Below are 26,070 nucleotides of genomic sequence, written 5' to 3' on the forward strand. Positions count from 1 at the left end.
TTTTTCATTAAGCTTTTTTGAAACATAAAACTAGAGTTTTACAGGGTCATTAATATTGTAATTAGAGAGTAAACCAGCCATTTTAATTATGGTTTTTCTTAACTAATTTGGGTACAATTTAGTTAAGACCAATAACAAATATTTCTTTGCTTTCCACCCTTGGACAGTGGGTAAATGAAGGATAACTCCCTTATATTCACCGTCTTTATAAATCAAAAAACTATCGTAAGGATAATTCCATGTTTCATGAACACCGTGATTTAATCTCTGAACTTAAAAACACAGACCTATTTTTCCAAAAGATGTTCAAAGAGCACAATGACCTAGATACCGAAATTGATAAGCTAGAAAATGACGTAGTTAAGTCAGTAAGCCGTGAAGAAGAAATCGAAGAGATGAAACGTCGCAAATTGGCCCTAAAAGATGAAATCGGCCGTTATTTAGACGAAAAAAGCAAAGAACAATAAGTCTATCTAGCGCAATTTGCTGTTGATCAGTAGGTAGCCGATTAATAGGTTATAGCTTAGCTTCATCTATAAAGCCCTACTAATAATGTAGGGCTTTATCATTTATTGACAATCAAAAACCTTTGTTTACGTTTGTTAACTCGCACTATCATAGTTGTGCGTACTTATTAACTCATTTTTTATGTTAATATAGCTTCGATAGGCATTAAATTCGCCTTTACACACTTTTTTAACCTCTTCTTTATATAATAATTATTAATCTAACTGTCCTTTATTAACTTGTTTTCTTATTATAAGAATAGCAACAAAACCAATAATCTCAGTCTAGTGACAACATTCAGTGCACTAGCATTAATTAAATACAAATAACTCATACGGTATTATATGACCTGGAACGATCCTAACGCACAACAAGAAGCTCAAAATTATGAAAACCCTATCCCTAGCCGTTTGCTTATTTTGCAAACTTTGGCAGATAAGGGGGAGCTTACTCACAAACAATTGGCTGAATCATTTGGTATTGATAATGAAGACCAATTTGATGCCCTTGGCAATCGCCTAAAAGCGATGAGTCGTGATGGCCAAGTTAACCGTGATGGTAGACCTTATAAATATCGCGCAGTAACCAAACAAGATGTAGTGACTGGCACTGTCTCCGCACACGCTAAAGGCTTCGGCTTCGTCGTGCTAGATGATATGCCAGATTTATTTTTGCATGAAAAACAAATGCGCTGGGTATTCAATGGCGATACAGTTAATGCCATTGGCACTACTACCGATAATAGAGGCCGTACTGAAGGTCGCATTATCGAGGTGACTGAGCGTCAACAAACCCACTTTATTGGTACTTTGGAAAAAGATGATGAGGGCTACATCGTTAGCCTGTCTAGTCCTAACAACCATCAGCCAATTACTGTCACTGCTGAAAACGTGGAAGCCTTAAATGCTAAACCTGGCTATCCGGTTAAAGTAGATATTATTGATTGGCCTACTCAGCACGAATTTGCGACGGGTAAAATCATCAATGTTATGGATGATGATAACGACCGTGAAGTGATTATTGAGACCACTTTACTCAACTATGATATCCCAAGCGATTTCGGTGCTGGTGTACTGAAGCAGGCCAATAGCTATAAAGAACCCACCGAACAAGAGATTAAGGGTCGCACTGATATTCGTCAGCTGCCTTTAGTAACGATCGATGGGGAAGACTCACGTGACTTTGACGATGCCGTTTATGCAGAGAAGCGACCTGGTGGCAACTATCGTGTGGTGGTAGCCATTGCTGATGTGAGCCATTATGTTACTCCAAACTCAGCTTTAGACCATGAAGCGTTTGATCGCGGAACCTCGGTATATTTCCCACATCACGTGGTGCCTATGTTACCTGAGGTCCTCTCGAACGGCCTGTGTTCATTGAACCCAGGAGTTGATCGCTTATGTATGGTTGCAGATATTAAGCTGTCTCGTGCAGGCAACATTACCGGTTATGAGTTCTATCCTTCTGTCATGCACTCTCAAGCTCGATTGACTTACAACCAAGTCAACGATTACTTTGATGGCAATATGCAGAATGTGCCTGAATCGCTAACAGGCAACAAAGACGTTAAGAAGTCTATCGATACCATGCACCAGTTATACAAAGTATTGGTTAAGAAGCGTGAAGAGCGTAATGCGATGGAGTTTGAAACGCCAGAGACCTACATCAAGTTTAATGAAGAGGGTGGTATTGATGCCATCGTTCCACGTACCCGTGGTGACTCGCATAAGCTGATTGAAGAGTTGATGCTACTGGCAAATACCTGTGCAGCTAACTTCGCTCTAAAATACGAGCTGCCAGTTCTATATCGTAACCATGATAAGCCTGACTCTGAGAAGTCACGTATGGTGCATGAGTACGCGAAGAACTTTGGTATCAGCTTCCCAGAAGAGAACCCCACTCAAGCAGACTACAAGCGTATCATTGAAGCTACCAAAGACCGCCCAGATGCGGTGAGCATTCACAGTATGCTACTGCGCTCTATGATGCAGGCCAACTACTCACCTGATAATATCGGTCACTTCGGTCTGGCGTATGATGAGTATTCGCACTTCACTTCACCCATTCGTCGCTACCCTGACTTGATGCTACACCGCGCGATTAAAGCCAAAGTGACTGGCAAAAAACAGCCACAGATGGACTTCACTCTTGAAGAAGCGGGTCAGCAAACCTCAGAAACCGAACGCCGTGCCGAAAAAGCTTCTCGCTTTGTCGAAAGCTGGCTGAAGTGTCACTATATGAAAGACCATGTGGGTGAAGAGTTTGATGGTGTGATTACCACTGTGACCAGCTTTGGTCTGTTTATTAACCTAACTGAGCTGTTTATCGACGGCTTAGTGCACATCTCTAATGTCGGTAAAGACTACTTCGTTTATGATGAAAAACAACAGCAGCTCATTGGGCAAGACAGAGGTACTGTTTATGGTCTGGGCGACTTAGTACGCATTAAAGTTGCTGCGGTCAATATGGACTTATTGCAGATCGACTTTGAGCTTATTGCTAAACTTAAAGCCAGTGCGATGAACCAAACTAAAAAAGATAGTAATGGTCATGGTAATGGTAACGCAAAATCAAAACAGGCCAATAACAAGTCCAATAATAGCGGTCAAGGCAAAGACTCGGATGAGAAGAAACCTTCTCGCCGTCGTAACAGCCGAGGCCGTGGTAAACCTAAATCATAGGTTAGTCTATAACTAAAACTTGCTTCAACGGATAACCCCCGTTCGTAAGGTCAATTAAAAAAGAGCTGTCCAGTTTGGACAGCTCTTTTTTTTGGGTATTTGTTAACCATCAATACCTAGCGAATGAGAAGATAATCAAATGCTAGGTTTTTTTATCAATCAGTGTTTATAAATCAGTGTTTATAAATAAAGCTCAGCACTGATAGGTAGATGGTCGGATAAAGAGGACCAGGGCTTGCCTTTATGTACCCATGCCCGCTTGATTCTTAAATTACGCACATAGATACGGTCTAGACTAAGTACCGGAAGCTTAGCAGGATATGTGGGCAGTAATTTATTATGCATTTCCATAAAAGCTTCGGTCATATTTAGCTCTTCTGCTAATTTCTGACACGAGACTTTTTTCCAATCATTAAAATCACCAGCCAATATTAACGGACGACTTTGATCAATAGTATCATTAACATAAGCCGCAATCGCTCGATACTGCTTCTCTCTATCATTCTCAAGCAAGTTTAAGTGAGCACACAGTACGACCACAGGCTCAGGCCAACCTAAAGGCCATACCTCACAATGCAGTACTCCTCTTTGCTCAAGCTTATTCACGGTAATATTAATATTATGCTTCGGGTCTAGCGGATGACGGCTCAATACCGCATTGCCATGATGACCATTATCATATTCTGAATTCTTGCCATAGCTATGGCGACAGTCCAAGAACTCTCCGAACCATTCATGCTGCGACTGGTTAGGATACTCGTTATATTTAACCATACGCTTTAGATTTTGGCCCTGCACTTCTTGTAGGCATAATATATCAGGGTTAGTGTCTTTCAAAGCTTGGCCAATTTTCTGGGTCACTACTTGGCGATTCAGCGGGGACATACCTTTATGTATGTTATAGGTAGTGATCGTTATGCTATTTGAATTAATCATTATAATTTTCTTATTATGTGACAATATACCTATAATCTTAGATTAATTAGAGGCTAAATTAAACCCAGTTTTGAGCAAGATTCGTTGCTTAATGCTCAATATTGTTAATAATTATTATATCACTCAAGAGGGTTTCACTATTGATTAAACCATTCAATTATGAAGTCGGATAAAAAAAACACTGATAAAAATCAGTGTTTTTTTGGCCGAATCCAGCACAGACCATGCTGAATTTAGCAATAAACGATGAGCTAGATTTAGTAACGAGTTACCAAAGCAATTGGCAGGTCATCACCCATAATATCTTGTGGCATAAACACTACTTTACCGCCATTATGAATGATGTGCTCGATAATATCACTTACTGCATCATCAGTTACGCCTTCTGCCGCTGGATCATCAGCTAAGGTTAAAGTTTGAGCCTTCTCATCAATCTTCGCCGGCTGCATATAGCCTTTACGAAGATATAAAGTTTCACCTGCACCTTGGAAAGCAGAACGGTAGATCTCTTGTAAGTCAGTACGTAGCATATCTGCACCACGAGCTTTATCGATTTCGCCTAAAGCTTCTTTGTGCAGTGTAGTGCGATATTCTTCTACTGCTTCTTGTACACCATCAACGATATGTTGTGCACTGCCCTCTTCTAGATCAGTTACATTCGACACAGCACCAATAATGTTCTCTGGGCGGTCACACACTTCTTTGTAATAACTGATATTGCGGTTATCACCTACGATAATTAGGGGCATTCTATGCTCACCCCATAGCTCTTGAACACTCTTATCCACACGGTTAAAGTATTCTTTTAGATAGCTATTTTCGTTATTCGCTGAGCGATCTGAACCACCGTCACCTGTTTTATACAAGCTGTTATTCTCAATTGGGAACGGGATGCTTTCCATGTTCTTTTGTGCTTCATCGTGCTGATCAAATTCTTTGATAACTCGGTTGTTAGCCGCTTCAATAAGACGAGCATGATCACGACCTAACACCACCACATAGTAGTGAACCGCACTCGCCATATCGCGAATTAAGTCACGAGTAGCGAAACGCTCATCAATAATTACGCGCTCTTTGGCATCAAAAGGAAAACGTAGAACTTGTACATCATCGGTGCTTGCAAAGATAGCCAAAGTGTCTAAGTTATAGTTATGGTTTAGATCATCTGTTTTGGCATGAATTTTTTCTAAAATAGTAGCCGCTGTATTTTTGTCGTACTCATCAGTAATACGTTCTTCAGCGATTTTAAGCTGATTTTTTAGGGCGATAGGATCTTGTTCGTTATCTGGGTGTTTACGGTGAGTCTTTACAAAGATACTTACTGCTGGCTTTGCTGTAATCTCACGTAAGCTTTTTAAAGTTGCTTTCATATAAATTATCCTTTTTTGGTTTATTTATTAAAATTTATTAAATTTATGGCTAGTTGCTACTATATAGTATTGAGTATTAAATAGTATTAAGTGTTAGATAGTATTAAGTGTTAATCCTATCTACCGTAATATTTTAGTTATTGAGTCATTTTTAAATAACATTAAATTCTATTTATAACTCTATATTACCAATACAATCCCATGCTTACTATATGGCTATTGTCGGTTCTTGTCATTGTTATGTAACAATTTTTAACGGATGCAAGGAATTAAGGAATATAGCCCTGCGGCACAAGGTTGCCCCCAAAAAAGAGCGCCTACTAAAGATAACCTAGACTGCTCTAGATTGTTGAGCAAGTCATAAATGGCTTGCAATATTGAGGGTTAGACACAATAGTTATTAGTACCTTCACTTTTTATAATTATGGACTTATTTATGCAAACCTCCTCGCAAGTTACTGATATAGATCCTAATTTAAAACTGGTTGATTTTAATCAAGTCAGCCCTGAACAACTTAAAGCCCAAGTACAGCAAGCCATAGAAGCTGGCAATACTTTTTTAGATGGCTTAGATAACGAGACAGAGTCTCCTAAACAAGCACAACAAGCCTTATCAGACATCATTGAGTTTGATCATATTGGGTTGGGCTTAGATCGTAGTTGGGGTATTTTATCTCACCTAAATAGCGTCATGAGTAATGACGCTATTCGCGACGTTCACCATGAGATACTGCCCTTATTGTCGGCTTTTGGCACTCGCGTAGGTCAAAACAAGCCGCTATATACCCGCTATCAAACCATTAAAAATGACAGCAAATTCTTTGATAGTTTAGGGCCTGCCCGCAAGCGAGCTATAGAGCTTGCTATCCAAAGCTTTGAGCTGTCTGGAGTGGCGTTAGATGCGGACAAACAAAGCGACTATGCTGACATTCAAAGTCAGTTATCGACTTTATCCGCTAAGTTTTCGGACAATATCTTGGATGCCACTCAAGCCTATGCGTTGCCTTTAACAGAAGCGCAGCTTGCTGGTATTACCGAAAGTGGGCTGGCTATGCTAAAAGCAGCCGCTGAGCAATATATTGCCAAGCAGTCAGAGGCTGGAGAGTCGGTAGAGAATAAGCCTGACTATGTGGCGACGCTAGACATTCCCGTCTATTTGGCGGTGATGACCCATGCTGATGACCGTAATCTGCGTGAGACTTTATATAAAGCCTATGTTACCCGTGCCTCAGAATTTGATAACCACAAAAACAGCAAACAAGAGTCTTTAGATAACAGCCAAGTCATGGCTGATATTATGGCCCTTCGAGCCAAAAAATCTGAGCTTCTGGGCTTCGACAATTATGCCCAAGTATCTTTGTCTCGTAAGATGGCAGACAGTGCTGAACAAGTGGAGGGCTTCTTACGCGACTTGGCTGAAAAAGCCACTCCTGCCGCCAAACGTGATTTCGAGCAATTAAAAGCAGAAGCCAAAGCTCATGGTATTGAAAATATTGAGCCTTGGGATACCGCTTATCTGGCTGAAAAAGTAAAACAGGCCAAATTTAATTTATCCCAAGAAGAAATCCGTCCTTATTTCCCCCTACCTAAAGTCATTGATGGCTTATTTAGCATTGTGAACAAGCTGTTTGGGGTCCGTGCGGTTGAGCAATCCGATAAAGTAGCCCTGTGGCATGAAGATGTGCGTTTTTATCAGCTGTTTGATAAAGATGACAGCCTCATCGGTGGTTTCTATTTTGATTTATATGCCCGTACAGGCAAGCGTGGCGGTGCTTGGATGAGTGGTTTTCAGGCCCGTTATGAGTATGCAGGTAGTGCAAAAGAAGCTTACAGCCAGCTGCCTGTGTGCTTTATGGTCGGTAACTTCACACCACCAACAGCCGATAAGCCAAGCTTATTAACCCATGATGAAGTACTAACTTTATTCCATGAGTTTGGTCATGGTCTACACCATCTATTGACTGAGGTGAGTATTAGCGATGTGGCCGGTGTCAATGGTGTGGAATGGGATGCGGTTGAGTTGCCTAGCCAGTTCCTAGAGAACTGGGCTTGGGATTCAGAGGGTATCGCCCTAATCAGTGCTCATGTCGATAGCGGTGAACCTTTGCCGCAATCACAGCTTGAAGCACTGCTTGCTGCCAAAAACTTCCAAAGTGGGATGCAAACCTTGCGTCAAATCGAGTTTGCTTTATTTGACCTGCTAATCCATGCCCAATCACCTGCCCCTGATTATCAGGGTATTTTGGCCACCTTAGATAAGGTGTGTGAAGATGTGGCGGTCATGCCGACACCAGACTACAACCGCTTTGCGAACGGCTTTAGCCATATCTTCGCTGGTGGTTATGCGGCCGGCTATTACTCTTACAAATGGGCAGAGCTGTTATCTGCCGATGCCTTTAGCCGCTTTGAAGAAGAGGGTCTGTTTAATGCAGACACAGGTCAGGCTTTCCGTGACAACATCTTAGCTGTGGGTGGCAGCCTGCCTGCCAAAACCAACTTTGAGAATTTCAGAGGCCGTGAAGCCAGTATAGATGCCCTGCTTCGCCATGGTGGTTTTATTGATAATGATGAGGTGGCTTAAGATGCGCTATCAATCTAATCGACCAAAACGCCAGTTCTTAGCGGGCGTTAGTTGCCCAAAATGTCAGACCATGGATGCAGTCGTTCAGGTTCAAATATTTGAACCTGAAGCCGATGAATACATCGAGTGTACTCACTGCGGACATATTGAAAGACGACCTGATCCTGAAGAGATTATTGAGAAAAATAACTTAGCTAATGATGCCATGGCTACCGGCACTTCAGGCACAGTTAAGTTTTTAGACTAGATTAAATCTTAGCCATAAAAAAGCCAGATACTATGATAGTATCTGGCTTTTGTTTTATTAATAGAAGCACTTGATCAAGCTATAAGCTTTGTAGCACTCAAGTTTATTAAACCCTGAAATTAGCTTGAGATCTTCTTATACTTCATGCGTTTTGGTCCAGCATCATCACCCAAAGTTTTCTTACGATAAGCTTCGTACTCGGAGTAGTTACCGTCATACCATACTGGGCCTTCTGGCTCGAACGCAAGGATGTGCGTCGCAATACGGTCAAGGAACCAGCGGTCGTGCGATACAACCAATACTGAGCCTGGGAACACCTGAATCGCATCTTCAAGTGCACGTAAGGTTTCTACGTCTAGGTCGTTTGATGGCTCATCCAGTAAGATAACGTTGGCACCCTGTTTTAGGGTTTTTGCTAACTGCAGACGGTTACGCTCACCACCTGATAGATTACCTACCAGTTTTTGCTGATCTTGGCCTTTGAAGTTAAAGCGGCCAATGTAGGCGCGGCTTGGGGTTTCATAATCACCAACTTTGATGATATCTAGACCATCAGAAACCTCTTCCCAAACCGTCTTGCTATCATCTAGGTTATCACGCACCTGACCAACATAGGCAACCTTCACACTCTCGCCCAGCTCTACTGTGCCTGTGTCTGGTTTATCGAGGCCTGTCATCATATTGAACAGCGTAGTTTTACCAGCACCGTTAGGACCAATAATACCTACAATAGCCCCTGGTGGAACGTTAAAGCTAAGGTTTTCGTACAATAGACGGTCACCAAAAGATTTTGAGATGTTGTTCACCTCAATCACTTTGTTACCTAAGCGAGGACCAGGCGGAATATAGATTTCCGAAGTTTCGTTACGCTGCTGGAATTCTTTTGAGTTAAGCTCTTCAAAGCGCTGAATACGAGACTTAGACTTGGCCTGCTGACCTTTTTGGTTTTTACGTACCCACTCAAGCTCTTTTTTAAGCGCTTTAGCAAATGACTCTTCTTGCTTCTGCTGCTCTTCAAGACGCTTATTCTTCTGCTCTAGCCACTCAGTGTAGTTACCTTCATAAGGATAACCATAGCCGCGGTCAAGCTCAAGAATCCACTCAGCCACGTTATCAAGGAAGTATCTATCGTGGGTAATGGCAACGATAGTACCGCTAAAGTTCTTCAAGAACTGCTCTAGCCACGCTACAGACTCAGCGTCTAAGTGGTTAGTTGGTTCGTCAAGAAGCAACATGTCAGGACGTGATAACAATAAGCGACAAAGTGCCACACGGCGCTTCTCACCCCCTGATAGTTTGCTTACATCAGCATCCCAAGGTGGCAGACGTAGCGCATCCGCTGCTTTCTCAAGCTGGGTATTTAGGTTATGCGCATCCCAAGCTTGGATGATGTCTTCCATCTTGCCTTGCTCTTCAGCTAGCTTATCGAAGTCAGCATCAGGGGCGGCATACTCGGCATAGATCTCATCAAGACGCTCTAGCGCATCTAGCGCTTCACGCATACCGTCTTCAACGTTGCCACGCACATCCTTGCTGTTATCCAGCTGTGGCTCTTGTGGCAGATACCCAATCTTGATACCTGGCTGCGCACGTGCTTCACCACTATATTCGGTATCCACGCCAGCCATAATGCGTAGTAAGGTCGATTTACCCGCTCCGTTAATACCTAAAACCCCGATTTTGGCGCCAGGGAAGAAAGACAAGCTAATGTCTTTTAGGATTTCACGCTTAGGCGGAATAATCTTTGAAACCTTGTTCATGGTGTAAATATATTGTGCCATTAAGACTCCATTATCAGTGTTAGGCCTTATAAAAAAGCAATTAAAAAAACTATTAAAAATCGAATACAGAATTAACTGGCATTATCGCATATTGGCCTACAGTTATCATCTTATGTTGTGGCTTTACTGCTATTAAACAAGTTATTGATAGTTATCACTCACTTAAAGCCATAGGCCGGCTCTGGTTTACGTTAGCGCTCAAAAGTTATAACAATATACTGCATGAATTTTAGCAGTTTATGCTAAAGTGATGATTACAACTATACCTATTAAAAAAGTGGCTGACTCACTAATACTTTATGTGCTAAAAATGTACAAAAACAACTAACAATATAAAGATTATGAGTAAGCCCACTTAATTGATGAAGGAATCATTTATGAAACAGACTATTAATATTACCCAAAATACCGATAAAAACTGCTTTGAAACCACAATCAATGGTTATACTGGTTTTATCAGCTATCAAGACCAAGGCGATAGCATCGTCTATGATCATACCATTGTCCCTGCAGAGCTGGGTGGTCAAGGTGTGGGCACAGCTTTAGTAAAACATGCGCTAGACTATGCCCGTCGTGAAAACAAAAAAGTGGTTCCACAGTGCTCATTTGTGGCCTCCTATATTGACAAGCATGTTGAGTATCAAGACCTAGTAAAATAAGCCTCTTAACGTAAAAGGACTTATAGAAATCTAAGTAATAGCACACACTTAGACATCACAATCTGCATAAAATATATATAATATACTGGAGACTGTTTTAGCAGTGCTCTGCTATATAATTCTATCGATATCTTTGACTTATTTAGGAGGGCTTTATGAGCCATCTCACCGACGCTCAAGTAGAGTTACAGTTACAGGATTTAGAGGGCTGGAGTAAAGAAGGTAATGCCATTGTTAAGACCTTTATCTTCCATGACTTTGTAGAAGCGATGAGCTTTATGGTTCAGGCTGCGTTTCGAGCCCAAGAGCTAGAGCACCATCCAGAGTGGACCAACATTTATAATGAGGTTCATGTACGTCTAACCACCAACGACTTAAATGGCATCTCAAGTCATGATATTCGTTTGGCTAAACGTATGGAAGAGATATTACGGCAGAAGACTTTTTAGGCTAGGCACTGAGCCGATCGAAGTCTACTAGTAGACTTTAAAGTGGCTTACCTCCCAACTTGGCTTACAGCCTAACTTAAAGAGTAAACCTAGCTTGTCGGCTCATACCTCACTAAATAAGCAAATAGGCAGCTTTCAATACCACGATAGCTGCCTATCTTATTGCTAATACTTTGGTCATACATACAAGGCATTATTATTAATGCCTCACAATTCATCTTATTTAGACAATCAGTAGGTTAACAATACGTGGCAAATTTTAGAACCCATCTCACTGGCGGCTTTGCAGTCAGTGGGATTTTGGGCTTAGTAACCTATAAAGCAGGTTTGGTAAACGCAAATGAGTTTTTGCTATGTGTCTTGGCTGGCACAGTTGGCGGCTTGCTTCCCGATATTGACTCAGATAATTCTATTCCAATAAAAATGGGGTTTGACTTGGCCTCATTAGCAACGGGATTTGCGTTAATTATCCATTGGCGCAGTGAGCTGTCATTGCTGTCTATGTTACTGCTTTGGGTACTGGGTTATTTGATAATGCGCTACGCAGTGTTTTCAATATTTACTAAGCTAACAGTGCACCGCGGTATTATTCACTCTGTGCCTTATATGTTGGTATTGGCACTGAGTCTAACCTGTGTTAATTACTACTTATTAGACACCTCTTCGATAGTGAGTTGGTTTTATGGGGCATTCTTATTTTTAGGCTCCATGATTCACCTAGGATTAGATGAAGCTTATAGCGTCGACTTACTTAATCGCCGTATGAAACGCTCCTCGGGAACAGCGATGAAGTTTTATAAAGACTCGCAGCGTTATTACTACCTTGGTCTGTATGCTATAGTGCTGATGTTTATTTTTATTGCGCCTCCTTTCGATCCTTTCTTTCGTAAGATCAATGATCCCATTACTTGGTGGTTAATTAAGGACTCATTACTACCAGAGGTGTTAATGCGCTAGGCTTAAGGCTAAGGCACCAGCTTAGGTTGTGGCAGCCCTTGACGCACCTTTTCTGAATAGGCATCTGGGTCCTGATTGTCCTCAAAGCTAAAGTTAGCCACTTTAGGGTTAATATGAGCGTTGATATACCACTGCTCCATATCCCACTGATGAGCTTTGCCATTGAGCTGCTCAGGTAGCAATCCTTGATCATACAAATAATTTGGCACATAGCCTGACATCAAGATTCGATAATCCCACGGAAAGTCTGTTGCATCAATGGCACGGGCCATATCAAAAATAACCGTAGTACAGTTTCTTATCAAAGTGTTATACCACTTAGGAGCTTGCTGCAATTGTTTTGCTTGCTGCAAATAAGCCCTAAACAATTGCTGTACTTGCGGCTGGCTTAAGCCTTGAATAGGAAACATATACACTTGCTCGCCGCGTACATTACTGCGAGTATAGACAATATCTCTTTCCTCTGAGGCCACCACAGCCATCTCAAACTGCTTTACAAAGCCTCCGAAAGCTGAAAAGGACTCGTCTTGCTCTTTGCGTATTTCAATTGAAAAACTCAACGGCCGCTCATCTTCAAACCTAAAGCTTAATAAAGTATGTCCTATCTGCTCTCCCATCCAATAAGAGTTGATGATATCAACACCGCTAAGCTTACTAAGATCAACCGTCCGCTCACTCCAGCGCTCATTCACCACCACATCTTGGCCACCTTTCTCTACCGCTTTGTAGTAGTAAGGCTGTGTTGGCTGCACCAACTTCTCAGCCCCAGGCGCCCGTTCCCAGTCAAAGTTACGCACGTTGTGTAAGGTAATTAAATTTGGATTACTCTCGCTTTGGGTAAACTGTAAGACTTGACTTACTTCCGCCATCCAGGGTCGGTCCTGCTTAGGGGGTAACCAGGCAAACCAAATAGCTAGCAATACCCATAACGAGACGAACCCTGCCAACCATCTTTGCCAATATAAGCTTTGACTCAAGCTGGATCTTAGAGTGACTAAGCTACAGACCACAAGAAGGGTCAGGGCAATGCCACGTAGAATTGGATAATCTACTAAATGCACCCAAAATATAAGTCCTGCCCATAGAGCCGCTATCAGTAGAACCAAAGAAAATAAAATCTTGGCGGTGATAACCACAGCTTTTTTTGCTGCGCCAGGCGAGGCTGCACTAGAAGAAGGTAAAGTGTTGTTTTTATTACTAACTATACTGTTTTTTGACATGATTATGGCTACCCCAAAAGCTTTATTGAGGTAAGTGTATTTAAGTCGATATAACTTAGCAAATGATACAACACAGGGACAATACAAAATAGCCATCAAAATATTGGGATTTGGCGTTGAATATAAAGCTTCCTTGGGATAAAGTGAGAGCAATTAAATAACCATACGAGGTGATACTTCCCCCATGTCTGATGACAATTCTGGCACAGCCAGCTGGTCGATGCGCGGCCTAAAGCGCTGGTTAAACACTGCCCCTGAAACTCGTGATGAGTTGATAAAATTAGTACAAGATTCGCGTCAGTTTTTAGAGCCTGATACCGTGGATATGCTTGAAGGTGTGCTGGATTTGCCTGCTACTCAAGTTCGTGAAATTATGACCCCACGACCACAAGTGGAAGGGATTCGTGAACACGACACCCTAGGCGATATCATGGATATGATTATGGAGACCAATCACTCCCGCTATCCGGTCTTTGACAGTCAGGATGATGATGCAGTCATTGGTATCTTATTGGCAAAAGACTTAATTCCCTTATTGGTTAACACCATTCGCCAAGAAGAGGGAGTCGATACCTCTTTTCGCTTAAAGTCATTGGTGCGTCAGCCTCTATATATTAGCGAAACAGCACGCTCAGACACTTTATTACGCTCTTTACAGCGCACCCAGGTACATATGGCCGTGGTGGTAGATGAGTTTGGTAACATGGTGGGTGTGGTCACTATGGAAGATTTACTGGAAGAAATCGTTGGTGATATTGTCGATGAACATGACGATTTTGACGAAGACAGTGATATTAACAATATCATTCTGCATCCAGAAAAACCCAATACTTGGATTGTACAAGCCTCTACTTTAATTGAAGACTGTAATGAGGAGCTACATACCAATTTTGATGATACCGATGTGGATACCATGGGTGGCCTAGTAATGCAGGAACTTGGCTATGTGGGCGAGTTAGAAGGCGAACACGTGGTCACTCAAGGCTGGCACATTTCAGTGATTGATGTCGAAGGTCGATTTATTAAACTGCTTGAACTAACTCCTGTGGCTGAAGATTCATACAATGAGGAATAACTGCGTTGCCCCTAGCCTAACTTGGGTGGGGCTATCTATCCTATTATTAAGTGGCTGTAGCACCGTAATCACCGATACGCAGCCGATGGTGGCTACCTCTCAACCAGCCGGCCCCGTTATTGCCCTAGTTTTGGGCGGTGGTGGCGCGAAGGGTTATGCTCATGTAGGGGTGATTAAAGCGTTGGAAGCCAATCACATCACGCCAAATTTAGTGGTTGGCACCAGTGTTGGCAGCTTTGTGGGCAGTATTTATGCCAGTGGCAAGTCGGCTGCTGAATTAGAGTCTATCGCTGTGACCACAGCTGATAGTGAGCTGACCGATTTTACTGTGTCTTATCAAGGTATTATCGAAGGTCACAAGCTTCGTAACTTCGTTAATACCCAAGTCAATAACAAGCCAATTCAAGCCTTTCCTATCCGCTTTGCAGCGGTAGCCGCTGAGAAGCATAGCCTAAAAAAAGCGGTGTTTACTGAAGGGGAAGCAGGTTTGGTAGTACAAGCCTCTAGCAGTGTGCCCAATGTCTTTATAGCCCCTCGTATTCCCGACCCAAAGACTTCTGGACAAATTGGCAAAAAATATATCGATGGTGGTGTGGTCAGCATGGTACCAGTGGATGCAGCTAAGGCTTTAGGAGCCGACTTGGTTATTGCTGTAGATTTGCAAGCTGGCAATACCTCTCAAACTGAGGCCACAGCCAACAAAAGTATCTGGTCGCTTATTGAACAAGGCTATAGCACTTATAGGAATAACAGCTCTGCTACGACTAATAGATCTGGTCCTTACACCCAGAATTATGAAGCCATTAACAGTGCTGAGATATCTCGGGCTGATATCGTTATTCGCCCTGACGTTAGTAATATAAGCTCTATTAGCACCCTCAATCGCGAAGAAGCAATCGCCGCAGGGGTCAAAGCCACTGAACAGAAATTACCAGCAATTAAAGCCGCTATTGCAAAAGCTGAGGCTGATTACTACCGACAATAAGCCGTGAGCGGTATAAGGTAAATTCCAGAACAGAGATTAATCAACAGAGAACTTACTCAACAAAAAAGAGGCCCACAATTTGTGGGCCTCTTTTAGATTAAGCGTTTACCGCTTAAGCCTGAGTAACGGTTTTCTCTAAATTAGCGAACCACAGCGCGGTACTTAACCACTGCAGTTTCATTTTTGCCTAGACCTTCGATATTCCAACGTAGGTGCTTGTAGAACTCAAGAGGTACATCTTGCATTTGACCATCAATACGACCACGTAACGGAACATGACTGAAGTTCTGACCATCAACACTTGCATACGCGTTTTCTGGAGAAAGCTTACCCACCAGCTTCACCTCATCAGGGATACTCATGGTTACTACCATATTGCGCATACGATCTGAGCTGTTATTTGTGAAGTAGCTGTGATACTCAATAACATTACCCTTTATTAAGCGAGTATTGGCATCGATAGGCTTTAAAGCAGGTTGACCTTGTGCATCAACACTCACTAAGGCAGCTACCGTTTTGGTAGTTACGTTACCGGCCTGATTGGTTTGGCTTTGCTGCATAACAGCGGCATTCTGGGCATTGCTTGGATTACTCATTTCAGGTGCTGGCGTTGGTAACATAGCTTGTGCGCTTAGGCTACCTGCCAGCATTAATGAGGCAATAGCGGTCTTATTAGCTAGCTTAGAGGCCAATTTAGCGCGAGTTGAAGCATGAAATTTCATAAGATACCTTTCCTTTTTTAAGTGGGGTTATGGAGTGTTAATAAAATCAGTATACATTTTGGTCCTTAGCTATGTCAGCCATAGTATATCTACCCTAAAGACCTTATGCCCATTTTATCTATATAATTATTGGCGCATAAAGTAAGTCTAGCCAATGGACTCTATCTCTTCAAATTATACAAGCAACTTCAGTATAAATTTAACAGCAAATTTAAAGCAGCTAGTATGCAATAAATTGGCGTAACTGTCTGTATTAAGCTGTATTAAGTCAGTTGCTACAGTTTGATTAGTAAAATAAAGATAGCCCAAGTTGGCATTTTTTGCTATCGTAAAAGCGTATATTTTCTTACTATTCGCCTTAAGCCTATTGTGATATTTAATATGAATGACACTGCTATGCCACAAATAACTCCTGACTATGTCCATTGGTTCCGTAACTCCGCTCCATATATTAATACCCATAGGGGTAAAACATTTGTCATTATGTTTGGCGGTGAAGCGGTTAATCACCCCAATTTTAGCAACTTAATTCATGACTTTGCGTTACTGCATAGCTTAGGTATTAAGCTGGTTTTGGTACATGGTGCTCGCCCGCAAATTGAAAAGAACCTTGCTAAGTTTGAGTTTGACTCCCCCCTACATAATGACATTCGTGTCACCCCTCGTGAAGCCATGCCAACTATTTTAGAGGCTGTGGGTGCTATCCGTCTGCAAATCGAAGCCCAACTTTCTATGGGTTTGGCCAACTCCCCAATGTATGGCTCACGTATCGATGCTGTATCCGGGAACTTCGTTACAGCGAGACCTTATGGTGTCAGAGATGGTGTTGACTACCAGATGACGGGGGAGGTGCGCTCTATTGATGTGGAGGCAATCAAAAACAACCTACTTCACAATCATATAGTGATATTAGGATCTATGGGCTATTCTGCCACTGGTGAAATTTTTAACTTGTTGGGTGAAGATGTGGCCTTAAAAGCTGCTGTAGCACTTAATGCTGACAAGCTGATCTTCTTGGGCGGTGAAACAGGAATTAATGAAGAAGGTCGCTTGCTACATGCCATGATCCCAAATGAAGTCGATCGCTTCTTAAGAGACCGTGACCTAGATCGTGAAATTTACTACTTCTTACACTGTGCTGCCCAAGCTTGTCGTGAAGGCATTCACCGTACTCACATCATCTCTTATGCACAAGACGGTGCTTTACTAGAAGAGCTATTCACCCGAGATGGTTCTGGCACTCTAATCAGCCATGATCCTTACGAAGAAATTCGCCGAGCCACAATTGATGATGTGGTTGGCTTGATTGAATTACTCTCGCCTTTAGAAGAGCAAGGCATCTTGGTACAGCGTTCTCGTGAGCGTTTGGAACAAGAGATTGAACTATATAGCGTTATTGAACGTGATGGCATGATCTTAGGCTGTGCTGCTCTATATCCCTTAGATGAAGATTCCGCTGAGGTCGCCTCTATTGCCATCCACCCGGACTATCGCAACGGCAGTCGTGGCGCTGATTTACTGGCCTTTTTAGAACAGCAGGCCCGCAGTCATGGTCGTCATCACTTATTTGCTTTGACTACCCGAACAGCACACTGGTTTGTGGAGCAAGGATTCGTCGAAGTCGATGCAGATGCTCTACCTGAGCCACGCCGTACCTCTTACCACAATGGCCGTAACTCTAAAGTGTTCAAAAAGAAACTGTAAACCATATTTTCTAACCAAAAAAACACCTGCTTAAAGCAGGTGTTTTTTTATTACAATCTGATTGCCAATGCTGTTATTGAGCTGGCTGCGCAGGCATTTTAGGATTAACTTCAATCATTTCTACTTTGAAGATTAACGTGCTATTAGGATCAATACCGGCATTACCAGTTTCACCATAAGCTAGGTCGGCTGGAATATATAGCTCATAAGTACCACCTTCTTTCATCAGCTTTAAGCCTTCAGTGAAGCCTGGAATCATACCCTCTACTGGGAATATAACTGGCTCACCTCTGTCATATGAGCTATCAAAAACGGTACCGTCAAGCAGCTTACCTTCATAGTTAATCTTAACCATTTCACTACCTGCAACAGGCTTACCAGTACCTTGCTTAAGCACTTTATACTGCAGACCAGAAGCTGTGGTTTTCACGCCTTCTTTTTTCGCATTTTCTGCTAAGAATTTATCACCAGCTGCTTTATTAGTAACCGCATCCTGCTTCATCTTCTCCATCATTTCAGCTTGTTTCTTTTCTTCGTACTTGGTCATAACCTCTTGCATTTGCTCTTTGGTTAAAACCGCTTCTTTGCCGTCATAAGCATCACGAAACCCCATCTCAAAGGTATCTAGATTTAAATCATCCAATGACTCTTTGTAACTTTCGGCAGTAGCATAACCAATGCTGTAACCTACCTTTTCAAGGTCCGTACTCTTTTCAGTCACCGTTGAGCTTGAGCTACTTTGGTCAGATTTATTGCCATTGTTTGCACAACCAAAGGCAAGAGTACTGGCTAGGGCTACTGCTAAAAACTTAGGGATCATTACTTTATTCATATATAAACTCTATTTTAGTGGGAATAACTATTTTAGTAGGAATAACTATTTTAGTGAGAATAATCTTTAGTGAGAACAATCAGCTAATAAAGCGGGCTAATATTCAAATAAAATGCTAATAGACTATTTTATCTATAACCAATTTCTATAGCCGACTGTGGATTCACTTAATCTTGCTATTTTAACTTTTATAGCAAAAAGTATCACAGGACAATTGTAATAAAAATGACGCTATATGTTTTTTATAATATCGCCGTACATAGTATCAAAATTGTAGATTAATCACCATTAGCCGAATTTATTTTGTCTTTGTACTGTATAGAAAATGTTAACAAAGTTGGTATATGTCACAACTTCTCACATAACTTTAAATTTTTATGAATAAAAGCTATTTATTATTGCTGTCTAATCCGATAAAGTGGTGACGTTAACTAACTTTACTTTATACCTAATATAAGTCATGACTAGCTGCAATAAGATGCGAAAGGTTTTGACTTATTAATTGGTGTAAATAGATTTTTTAATAAAATCCACATTTTTTGTTGTAAAACTTGTAAGCTATAGTTTATTTAGGCCATTAAAATTAATAATTTACTTTTTAATGGCCTAGGTAATTAAGCTTATTTTGATACTTAAACTTAAAAATACAAAAGTAGATACCGGGACTCTTTACAAGCCCATTTATTGAATTACATTACAGGAGAAACAGCATGGACAACATGTTTGTTTGGTTTAATAACAACTTAGGCGGACCGATTGGCTCGATTATCGCAGCCATTTTGGTATTCGTTATTGGTTGGTTAATTGCTATGGCACTGGCCGGTGTTGTTCGCAATTTGCTAGCTCGCGTTAATTTAAACCAACGTATGAACACTTCAACAGGCAAAGCCTATGACATTGAAAATATAATTTCAAAGGTCGTTTTTTGGTTTGTATTCTTAATGGCCATCTCTGGTGCATTGAGTATGTTAAGCCTAAATGCAATCTCTGCCCCATTTGCCAATATGATTGATAGCGTTTTATCTTTCATTCCGACATTAATCGGTGCCGTTATCATCGGTGTAATTGGTTGGGTAGTGGCTACAGTGGCTCGCACTGCCATCAATACCGCTTTGTCAAAGACTACACTTGATGAAAAATTAAGTGCTGAAGCTGGTGTACAACCTATGAGCAATACTATTGCTGATATGGTTTACTGGGTTATCCTGCTGTTTGTATTAGTTATCGTACTGGGTCAACTACAGTTAGATGGTTTATTTGCCCCATTAACTAATATGCTAAACAAAGCAATTGGCTATATTCCTAACCTATTCATGGCCGGCGTTGTGTTCTTTGTGGGCTATATTGTGGCAAAAATTGTCCGTGGTATCGTAGCTAACATGGTAACTAGCCTAAACCTACAAGGCTTTGCTGAAAAAGCAGGTATTAGTAATAACCGCGAAAACAGCTTACCTAACATTGCAGGTTCTCTAGCCTTTTTATTGGTAATCATTCCAACCACAATTATCGCTCTAGATGCACTGAATATTGAAGTAATCTCTCGTCCAGCTACTAATATGCTGAACAAGATTATGAGTGCTCTACCAAACATCTTTACTGCTGCAGCCATTTTAATTATCACTTACTACATCATGAAAATGGTGGCTAATGTGGTTAAAGGTTTACTTGAAAACACTACCATTAACGCCCTTCCTGCTAAGGTGGGTCTAGACAGTGCAATGGGTGACACTCAAGTTTCAGATCTTGTTGGTTATGCCATCATCTTCTTTGCTATGTTGTTTGCTGGTATTTTAGCTGCAGACTTACTAGGCTTTGAACAAATCAGTGGCATCATCACTATGTTCATCGCATTTGGTGCTGACATTATCTTAGGCGCTATTATCCTATTTATCGGTTTCTGGTTAGCCAACATCATCGCTGGTGTGGTTGAGCGTTCTGATAAAGGCTCACAGTTTTTAGCCAACATCGTTCGTGTACTTATTATGGGCCTTGTGCTTGCAATGGGTCTAAAAGCGATGGGTATTGCAGATTCTATCGTAAATCTAGCCTTTGGTCTTACTTTGGGTGCCGTGGCTGTTGCCTTCGCTCTATCATTCGGTCTTGGTGGTCAAGAAGCTGCTGCTCGCTTCTTACGTAAGCTACAAGACAAAGCAGAAACTGAAGCTGAAAAAGCAAAAGCTGAAAAAGCCATTGCTAATACTGCAAAAGAAACTGGTAAAGAGCCTTCAATCACTACTATTTCAGGTGATGAGCCCTCAATTCCTAATTCAGATGATCAGTAATAATTAATAGATCGATTCTGTAATAATAAATTTTACAATTCAAAAAAAGGCAGCCTTTCTAGGTTGCCTTTTTTAATACCAAAGCGATATGAGAATAGTTTTACTCAAATTTACCCCGTTACTCAAACCCTTAATATGGCGGTTGCTATAACCCTCTTTTCTTGTCAAAATCATAGTCACTACTAAAATTTTACATACATAGGTTAAAAAGATATGAAGCGATTTAATGACAAGGTTATTGTTATTACAGGTGCAGACTCTAGCATAGGCCGAGTTACGGCTTTAGAGATAGCCCGAGAAGGCGGTAACGTTGTATTACTAGGGCGCAATAGCAAAGTACTTAAATACATAGCTAGTGAGCTTCCTGAAGACCACACTTGGATAAATAGCGGTAATCACTTAGCAGTCACTGGTGACATTACCAACGAAGAGCATAGTGAAAGGCTAGTCTCACATATTGTAGAAAAATATAATAGAATTGATACTGTGATAAACATTAATACTGAAATTGAATTTAGTCAGGTGCTTTTGACAGAGTTGTCAAAGACTAAAGGTAGTATCGTGAATGTGTCTTTATTATCCGATACCAGTGCCAGTTGGTCGATAGAAAGCTATAAGCAGACCCAAGCAGACCTAGAAAAATATAATAAACAACTGGCTCATGAGCTAGGACCACAAGGCATTAGAGTCAATGGCGTACATGCTGGGCTAACAACAGAAGACAGCGATGATGTTGATAATGTGAAACTGTTTGTTGATCAAAGTGCGCTAGGTAGATTGGTCGAAATGAATGAAATTAGTGAAGCCATTTTATTTCTATCCAGTAACGATGCTTGTATGATTACTGGAGCCACGCTAGCTGTTGATGGCGGATTGGCTTTAACTGACTAGCCTGTTTTGTTGTATTCAACTATTTTGTATTGCTCTTAAATTTTTATTTATTTGAACCTAAAAAAAGACCTATCTATATTTAGATAGGTCTTTTTTTGCAGTAAATTCATTGATCAAGCTGTTGCATCCGATGTTTATTTATTGATATCTCTTAAGGGCTTTGACATTTTTTCTGGATACTTAGGCACTACCCCTTTATACTGCTCAACAATTTTCACCAGGTCTTTATCATAATCACCTGTGGTGTACACCGGCTTTAAAAACCGAATCTCTTTGGTTTTATAATCCATAGCTACAGGAATAATAGGCACTTGAGCGCCTTCAGCAATATAATAAAAACCTGTCTTCCACTTATCAGTATAGTTTCGAGTTCCCTCTGGCGCTAACCCCAAATACAATGACTCACTCGACTTTAAGCGATCAATAGTTGCTTGTAGTACTGAGCCCTTTTTACTGCGGTTAATAGGAATGATGCCGGCCCACTTAAAGAAACGAGCCAAGACAGGATACTTAAACAAGCTGTCTTTTCCCATAATATTAATGTCTAAGTCCAAGCCTAGAACTAAAGGTATCGCATACAATCCATCAAAATTTGAGGTGTGTGGCAGTGCTAGAAATACCGCTTTTGGCACATTAGGAATTTCACCAACAGCCTTCCAGCCCATAAGTTTAAACAAACGCCGAGCAATAGGTGGTGCAATACTTCCGCCACGTCTTGGTACTTTATCGCCTAAGCTTTTATGGGTTAGCTGCCTTAACTTGGCTGCTGATTCGTTTTTTGATGTATCATTATTAGACATTAAGCTGTGTCCCTACATTTAATTTTCTAAATTGATTGGTACTGGCTTAAACCATAATCTCAGCAAGATCTCCCTTACTCTCCAGCCAGGTCTTACGATCAGAGGCCCTTTTCTTCGCCAACAACATATCCATAACGCTGTTGGTCAACTGCATATCATCCATGTCCAGCTGTACTAATCTACGTGTATCTGGGTTCATAGTGGTTTCACGCAGCTGCTCGGGACTCATCTCACCCAAACCTTTAAATCGAGTAATTTGTGGTTTTTTATTGCCAGGCACCTTACTTAATATATGCTCAAGTTCACTTTCATCAAGTGCATAGTGAACTTCTTTGCCTATATCAATTCTATATAGGGGCGGCATTGCTACAAACAAGTGACCCGCATCAACTAACGCTGGAAAATGTTTGACAAATAGCGCACAAATTAAAGTCGCAATATGCAGACCATCAGAGTCAGCATCAGCCAAAATACAGATCTTATCGTAACGCAGCTCTGATAAATCATCAGATGCTGGGTCTACCCCAATAGCAATAGCAATATCATGGATCTCACGGCTTGAGAGTACAGTATCAGGTGAGACTTCCCAAGTATTCAGAATCTTACCACGCAGGGGTAAAATAGCCTGGAAATGACGGTCACGTGCCTGTTTGGCACTACCCCCAGCTGAATCACCCTCTACCAAAAATAGTTCAGCTCCTTCTCTGATACCGCCTCGGCAATCCGCCAACTTACCTGGTAGTGCTGGCCCCTGAGTAATCTTTTTACGAGCTACTTTCTTAGCTGACTTTAAACGTTTACCAGCTTTGGAGATAGCCAACTCAGCAATTTGCGTGCCTAATTCTGCGTGTTGGTTTAACCACAAGCTAAAGGCATCTTTGGCTTGTGCCTGTACCGCACCTGCTGCCTCTCGACTTGATAAACGTTCTTTGGTTTGCCCTGAGAACTGCGGCTCTGAGAACTTCAGAGATAGGATATAGTTCACCCCATCCCAGACATCTTCACCGGTTAACTTAACATTGCGGGGTAATAAGTTATGAATCTCACAAAACTCACGTAGTGCTTCTAAAATACCGGTACGTAAGCCATTAACATGAGTTCCCCCTTGGGCTGTGGGAATCAGGTTAACATAGCTTTCTTGAATAGGGTTGCCCCCTTCAGGTAACCACGACAAGGCAAAAGTAACCCCTGAACGCTCTCCTTCTTTGGCATCATAAGAGAAGTAAAATGGCTCAGGCGGTAATGTCTCTAGCCCATCAAGTTGCTCGTTTAGATACTCAACCACGCCATCGGTAAACTGCCAGACCACTTTATCTTTATTGGCTTCATCATAAAACTCTATGGTTAAGCCAGCTGCTAGCACCGCTTTTGCCTTCAGGTTATGTTTAAGCTGTTTGACACTAAATTTAGGGGTATCAAAAAAGGTTTCATCAATCCAAAAACGAACCTTGGTACCTTTTTTGCGTTTGTTAGGACTCACTGATTCTACTAATTTTGTGACAGCAACCCCATTCTCAAAAGCAATATCATACTGGATACCATCACGCCAGACAGTAACCTCAACTCGCTTTGAGAGGGCGTTAACTACTGAGATACCGACTCCGTGTAATCCCCCAGATACTTGATAATTACTGGTATTAAATTTACCGCCAGCATGTAGACGGGTTAAAATAATTTCAATACCAGTTTGCTTAAATTCAGGATGAATATCTGTGGGCATCCCGCGTCCATCATCTTCCACTGATAATGAACCATCCTCATGCAGTTGTACCTTGATCGTTTTAGCATGGCCCGCTAAAGCCTCGTCCACTGAGTTATCTATCACCTCTTGTGCCAAGTGATTTGGACGGGTAGTGTCAGTGTACATACCAGGACGACGGCGTACAGGCTCAAGACCTTCTAAAACTTCAAGTGACTGTGCTGTGTAATTGCTCACAATAATATCCTTTGCTTAATTAAGCTTTTAATTATGAACCATATTATAACTAATATCGGAAGGCATAGGGGACTAGCAGGCGTATTAACGACAGCATGTGACGCAAAGAAGGCACGTCCGTAATAGTGACTACTGCTGAGACAATAAATACTCCATAATAATAGGCAACTGTTGCTCAAAATCTGTCATACGATGGTCACCTCCAGGTTGTAAAGCCACTTCTACTCCTTGAGACTGATAAAAATCAGTGGCCACTTTGGGATCTAGTAACTCATCTCCTTGTTTGATCACTGCAAAAACTTTCTCAGGATAAGTTATCTGCTGCAATTTATGAGCTGTAAACCAATCTAAGTCCTGTAATGTCATTGCCCAGCCTCCAGTAGTTCGATAAATCACTGTAGCAGCGCTATCATCACAAGCAATAGTATCTATTACTTTGTCGTCAACGAAGCGCTGTAAGCTAATATGAGGCTTAGTACTGGGGTTTAATAGTACAGCAGGGCAACCGGTCTCATTACTAACTAAGCTGGCAAAATAGCCCCCTAAAGAGCTGCCCATTACTGCCACCTTCCTATCCGCTTTTTGCTCTTGTTGCACCAATTCACACAATCGATCAAATACCTCGTTAGGGGCTTGATTCAAATCGGGTCTAATAATTTCAATATCAGGATAATGAGCCCTGCAATATTTCTCCAGCAACACACCTTTTACCGAATTTGCGGTGCTATCAAGACCATGAATATATATTACTTTCATATCAAATCCTTATCTTTAATAGTTTAAGCAAGATTATCACGAATGAAAGCTACAAAGGAATCATGCTAAAATTGCTTAATGCACAAAAGCTTATTCTACTAGGGGTTATAACCAACTTCAGGTCCTTAGTCTGTAATAAAAGTGAGTCACTTAATATAGGACCTTAAGGCAGGGACGGTATAAAAGTCATGTTTGATCAAATTGAGCTGTTCGAAATTGAAAACCCCTGTATCGGGGTTTGCCAAAGCAATAAAAAAGGCTATTGCTTTGGTTGCTTGCGCAGTCGTCAAGAGCGTCAATTATGGTTAAAAATGACTAATGAAGAGAAAAGAGAGGTGTTGAGACTTATTGTGGGTCGGAAAAAAAGAATCGAGCAAATGCGTCAGCGTCAAAGACAACAAATGGAATTGGATTTCGAGCAAGATGTAGAGATTGGAGATCTATTTCAAGATTAATTACAGAACTAGATAAGTTATAAATAAGCATGTGCACAAATATCTAGAAATCGTGCACAAAGAAAAAGCCCCCGCAACATAAGTTGCGGGGGCTTTTAGGTATAGGGAGCTGACGATGACCTACTCTCACATGGGCGAACCACACTACCATCGGCGCTACGATGTTTCACTTCTGAGTTCGAGAAGGGATCAGGTGGTTCCATCGTGCTATTGTCGTCAGCAAAGGGGGTATAGATATGAGTTG

At 41.4% G+C, this 26,070-nt stretch carries 22 protein-coding genes and 1 rRNA gene; 13 read left to right on the forward strand and 10 right to left on the reverse strand.

Features of this window, described 5'->3' with window-relative positions:
- The first annotated feature begins 239 nt into the window (after window positions 1-239).
- Together G561_RS0108740 and rnr are read left to right on the forward strand one after the other, a co-directional pair.
- Window positions 240-467 carry an HP1242/YdcH family protein gene (locus G561_RS0108740; protein ID WP_028859210.1) on the forward strand — a complete coding sequence of 76 codons (228 nt, stop codon included), beginning with the start codon at window positions 240-242 and terminating at the stop codon, window positions 465-467.
- A 384-nt stretch (window positions 468-851) separates the two neighbouring features.
- Window positions 852-3,188: a ribonuclease R gene (rnr, locus tag G561_RS0108745; protein ID WP_028859211.1), complete on the forward strand. Its 2,337-nt coding sequence runs from the start codon at window positions 852-854 to the stop codon at window positions 3,186-3,188.
- A 180-nt stretch (window positions 3,189-3,368) separates the two neighbouring features.
- On the opposite strand, the gene G561_RS0108750 is transcribed toward rnr, so the two are convergent.
- Complete coding sequence (locus G561_RS0108750) at window positions 3,369-4,124, reverse strand: endonuclease/exonuclease/phosphatase family protein (protein WP_028859212.1); 756 nt, start codon at window positions 4,122-4,124, stop codon at window positions 3,369-3,371.
- Window positions 4,125-4,381: 257 nt separating this feature from the next.
- Entirely contained in the window at window positions 4,382-5,494 is a 1,113-nt protein-coding gene (locus G561_RS0108755; RefSeq protein WP_028859213.1) for an AOC03_06830 family ribosome hibernation factor, read from the reverse strand.
- Between the two features lie 424 nt (window positions 5,495-5,918).
- On the opposite strand from G561_RS0108755, the gene G561_RS0108760 reads away from it, so the two are divergent.
- Both G561_RS0108760 and G561_RS0108765 read left to right on the forward strand, forming a co-directional pair.
- Complete coding sequence (locus tag G561_RS0108760) at window positions 5,919-8,075, forward strand: M3 family metallopeptidase (protein ID WP_373277679.1); 2,157 nt, start codon at window positions 5,919-5,921, stop codon at window positions 8,073-8,075.
- Between the two features lies 1 nt (window position 8,076).
- Window positions 8,077-8,322 (forward strand): YheV family putative metal-binding protein, encoded by a 246-nt coding sequence (locus G561_RS0108765; RefSeq protein ID WP_028859215.1) that lies wholly within the window; start codon window positions 8,077-8,079, stop codon window positions 8,320-8,322.
- Between the two features lie 119 nt (window positions 8,323-8,441).
- Here G561_RS0108765 and ettA read toward each other — a convergent pair whose 3' ends face one another.
- A complete protein-coding gene (gene ettA / locus G561_RS0108770) occupies window positions 8,442-10,103 on the reverse strand; it encodes an energy-dependent translational throttle protein EttA (protein ID WP_028859216.1) in 1,662 nt (553 codons plus the stop codon).
- Between the two features lie 377 nt (window positions 10,104-10,480).
- Between ettA and G561_RS0108775 the strand changes: the two genes are divergently transcribed.
- The 3 genes from G561_RS0108775 (at window position 10,481) to G561_RS0108785 (ending at window position 12,168) form a co-directional block, all read left to right on the forward strand.
- Window positions 10,481-10,762 carry a GNAT family N-acetyltransferase gene (locus tag G561_RS0108775; RefSeq protein ID WP_051584472.1) on the forward strand — a complete coding sequence of 94 codons (282 nt, stop codon included), beginning with the start codon at window positions 10,481-10,483 and terminating at the stop codon, window positions 10,760-10,762.
- 155 nt (window positions 10,763-10,917) lie between these two features.
- The gene (locus G561_RS0108780; protein ID WP_028859218.1) at window positions 10,918-11,211 is read left to right on the forward strand and encodes a 4a-hydroxytetrahydrobiopterin dehydratase; all 294 of its coding nucleotides are present in this window, start codon (window positions 10,918-10,920) and stop codon (window positions 11,209-11,211) included.
- Window positions 11,212-11,460: 249 nt separating this feature from the next.
- On the forward strand, window positions 11,461-12,168 hold the full coding sequence (locus G561_RS0108785; protein WP_028859219.1) for a metal-dependent hydrolase: 708 nt from the start codon (window positions 11,461-11,463) through the stop codon (window positions 12,166-12,168).
- Between the two features lie 8 nt (window positions 12,169-12,176).
- Here G561_RS0108785 and G561_RS0108790 read toward each other — a convergent pair whose 3' ends face one another.
- Window positions 12,177-13,388 carry an Lnb N-terminal periplasmic domain-containing protein gene (locus tag G561_RS0108790; RefSeq protein WP_028859220.1) on the reverse strand — a complete coding sequence of 404 codons (1,212 nt, stop codon included), beginning with the start codon at window positions 13,386-13,388 and terminating at the stop codon, window positions 12,177-12,179.
- Window positions 13,389-13,572: 184 nt separating this feature from the next.
- Here G561_RS0108790 and G561_RS0108795 point away from each other — a divergent pair, with 184 nt between their 5' ends.
- Both G561_RS0108795 and G561_RS0108800 read left to right on the forward strand, forming a co-directional pair.
- On the forward strand, window positions 13,573-14,463 hold the full coding sequence (locus tag G561_RS0108795) for a CBS domain-containing protein (RefSeq protein ID WP_028859221.1): 891 nt from the start codon (window positions 13,573-13,575) through the stop codon (window positions 14,461-14,463).
- Window positions 14,453-15,448, forward strand: a complete 996-nt coding sequence (locus G561_RS0108800; protein WP_028859222.1) for a patatin-like phospholipase family protein — start codon at window positions 14,453-14,455, stop codon at window positions 15,446-15,448. The genes G561_RS0108795 and G561_RS0108800 overlap by 11 nt, the downstream gene beginning before the upstream one ends.
- Window positions 15,449-15,588: 140 nt before the next feature.
- Here the strand turns inward: G561_RS0108800 and G561_RS15000 are convergent, their stop codons facing one another.
- Complete coding sequence (locus tag G561_RS15000; protein ID WP_028859223.1) at window positions 15,589-16,170, reverse strand: hypothetical protein; 582 nt, start codon at window positions 16,168-16,170, stop codon at window positions 15,589-15,591.
- A gap of 381 nt (window positions 16,171-16,551) precedes the next feature.
- Between G561_RS15000 and argA the strand changes: the two genes are divergently transcribed.
- Window positions 16,552-17,874 carry an amino-acid N-acetyltransferase gene (gene argA / locus G561_RS0108810; protein WP_028859224.1) on the forward strand — a complete coding sequence of 441 codons (1,323 nt, stop codon included), beginning with the start codon at window positions 16,552-16,554 and terminating at the stop codon, window positions 17,872-17,874.
- A 73-nt stretch (window positions 17,875-17,947) separates the two neighbouring features.
- Here argA and G561_RS0108815 read toward each other — a convergent pair whose 3' ends face one another.
- The gene (locus G561_RS0108815) at window positions 17,948-18,706 is read right to left on the reverse strand and encodes an FKBP-type peptidyl-prolyl cis-trans isomerase N-terminal domain-containing protein (RefSeq protein ID WP_028859225.1); all 759 of its coding nucleotides are present in this window, start codon (window positions 18,704-18,706) and stop codon (window positions 17,948-17,950) included.
- A gap of 710 nt (window positions 18,707-19,416) precedes the next feature.
- On the opposite strand from G561_RS0108815, the gene G561_RS0108820 reads away from it, so the two are divergent.
- Together G561_RS0108820 and G561_RS0108825 are read left to right on the forward strand one after the other, a co-directional pair.
- A complete protein-coding gene (locus tag G561_RS0108820) occupies window positions 19,417-20,988 on the forward strand; it encodes a mechanosensitive ion channel (RefSeq protein ID WP_028859226.1) in 1,572 nt (523 codons plus the stop codon).
- 213 nt (window positions 20,989-21,201) lie between these two features.
- Window positions 21,202-21,879 (forward strand): SDR family NAD(P)-dependent oxidoreductase, encoded by a 678-nt coding sequence (locus G561_RS0108825; RefSeq protein ID WP_028859227.1) that lies wholly within the window; start codon window positions 21,202-21,204, stop codon window positions 21,877-21,879.
- 134 nt (window positions 21,880-22,013) lie between these two features.
- Here G561_RS0108825 and G561_RS0108830 read toward each other — a convergent pair whose 3' ends face one another.
- The 3 genes from G561_RS0108830 to G561_RS0108840 form a co-directional block, all read right to left on the reverse strand.
- Window positions 22,014-22,679, reverse strand: coding sequence for a lysophospholipid acyltransferase family protein (locus G561_RS0108830; protein ID WP_028859228.1), 666 nt, complete (start codon window positions 22,677-22,679; stop codon window positions 22,014-22,016).
- Between the two features lie 46 nt (window positions 22,680-22,725).
- Complete coding sequence (gene parE, locus G561_RS0108835) at window positions 22,726-24,615, reverse strand: DNA topoisomerase IV subunit B (protein WP_028859229.1); 1,890 nt, start codon at window positions 24,613-24,615, stop codon at window positions 22,726-22,728.
- 129 nt (window positions 24,616-24,744) lie between these two features.
- On the reverse strand, window positions 24,745-25,371 hold the full coding sequence (locus G561_RS0108840) for a YqiA/YcfP family alpha/beta fold hydrolase (protein WP_028859230.1): 627 nt from the start codon (window positions 25,369-25,371) through the stop codon (window positions 24,745-24,747).
- 188 nt (window positions 25,372-25,559) lie between these two features.
- Between G561_RS0108840 and G561_RS0108845 the strand changes: the two genes are divergently transcribed.
- The gene (locus G561_RS0108845) at window positions 25,560-25,826 is read left to right on the forward strand and encodes a DUF1289 domain-containing protein (RefSeq protein WP_028859231.1); all 267 of its coding nucleotides are present in this window, start codon (window positions 25,560-25,562) and stop codon (window positions 25,824-25,826) included.
- Window positions 25,827-25,933: 107 nt separating this feature from the next.
- Here the strand turns inward: G561_RS0108845 and rrf are convergent.
- A 5S ribosomal RNA gene (gene rrf, locus G561_RS0108850) occupies window positions 25,934-26,047 on the reverse strand.
- Between the last annotated feature and the right edge of the window lie 23 nt (window positions 26,048-26,070).

The sequence above is a fragment of the Psychrobacter phenylpyruvicus DSM 7000 = NBRC 102152 genome (assembly GCF_000685805.1).
Classification (GTDB): Bacteria; Pseudomonadota; Gammaproteobacteria; order Pseudomonadales; family Moraxellaceae; genus Psychrobacter; species Psychrobacter phenylpyruvicus.

Excerpts from the sequence above, each read along its gene's own strand:
- G561_RS0108740 (WP_028859210.1), top strand. The coding sequence starts at position 240 with ATGTTTCATGAACACCGTGATTTAATCTCTGAACTTAAAAACACAGAC.
- rnr (WP_028859211.1), top strand. The coding sequence starts at position 852 with ATGACCTGGAACGATCCTAACGCACAACAAGAAGCTCAAAATTATGAA.
- G561_RS0108750 (WP_028859212.1), bottom strand. The coding sequence starts at position 4,124 with ATGATTAATTCAAATAGCATAACGATCACTACCTATAACATACATAAA.
- G561_RS0108755 (WP_028859213.1), bottom strand. The coding sequence starts at position 5,494 with ATGAAAGCAACTTTAAAAAGCTTACGTGAGATTACAGCAAAGCCAGCA.
- G561_RS0108760 (WP_373277679.1), top strand. The coding sequence starts at position 5,919 with ATGGACTTATTTATGCAAACCTCCTCGCAAGTTACTGATATAGATCCT.
- G561_RS0108765 (WP_028859215.1), top strand. The coding sequence starts at position 8,077 with ATGCGCTATCAATCTAATCGACCAAAACGCCAGTTCTTAGCGGGCGTT.
- ettA (WP_028859216.1), bottom strand. The coding sequence starts at position 10,103 with ATGGCACAATATATTTACACCATGAACAAGGTTTCAAAGATTATTCCG.
- G561_RS0108775 (WP_051584472.1), top strand. The coding sequence starts at position 10,481 with ATGAAACAGACTATTAATATTACCCAAAATACCGATAAAAACTGCTTT.
- G561_RS0108780 (WP_028859218.1), top strand. The coding sequence starts at position 10,918 with ATGAGCCATCTCACCGACGCTCAAGTAGAGTTACAGTTACAGGATTTA.
- G561_RS0108790 (WP_028859220.1), bottom strand. The coding sequence starts at position 13,388 with ATGTCAAAAAACAGTATAGTTAGTAATAAAAACAACACTTTACCTTCT.
- G561_RS0108795 (WP_028859221.1), top strand. The coding sequence starts at position 13,573 with ATGTCTGATGACAATTCTGGCACAGCCAGCTGGTCGATGCGCGGCCTA.
- G561_RS0108800 (WP_028859222.1), top strand. The coding sequence starts at position 14,453 with ATGAGGAATAACTGCGTTGCCCCTAGCCTAACTTGGGTGGGGCTATCT.
- G561_RS15000 (WP_028859223.1), bottom strand. The coding sequence starts at position 16,170 with ATGAAATTTCATGCTTCAACTCGCGCTAAATTGGCCTCTAAGCTAGCT.
- argA (WP_028859224.1), top strand. The coding sequence starts at position 16,552 with ATGAATGACACTGCTATGCCACAAATAACTCCTGACTATGTCCATTGG.
- G561_RS0108815 (WP_028859225.1), bottom strand. The coding sequence starts at position 18,706 with ATGAATAAAGTAATGATCCCTAAGTTTTTAGCAGTAGCCCTAGCCAGT.
- G561_RS0108820 (WP_028859226.1), top strand. The coding sequence starts at position 19,417 with ATGGACAACATGTTTGTTTGGTTTAATAACAACTTAGGCGGACCGATT.
- G561_RS0108825 (WP_028859227.1), top strand. The coding sequence starts at position 21,202 with ATGAAGCGATTTAATGACAAGGTTATTGTTATTACAGGTGCAGACTCT.
- G561_RS0108830 (WP_028859228.1), bottom strand. The coding sequence starts at position 22,679 with ATGTCTAATAATGATACATCAAAAAACGAATCAGCAGCCAAGTTAAGG.
- G561_RS0108840 (WP_028859230.1), bottom strand. The coding sequence starts at position 25,371 with ATGAAAGTAATATATATTCATGGTCTTGATAGCACCGCAAATTCGGTA.
- G561_RS0108845 (WP_028859231.1), top strand. The coding sequence starts at position 25,560 with ATGTTTGATCAAATTGAGCTGTTCGAAATTGAAAACCCCTGTATCGGG.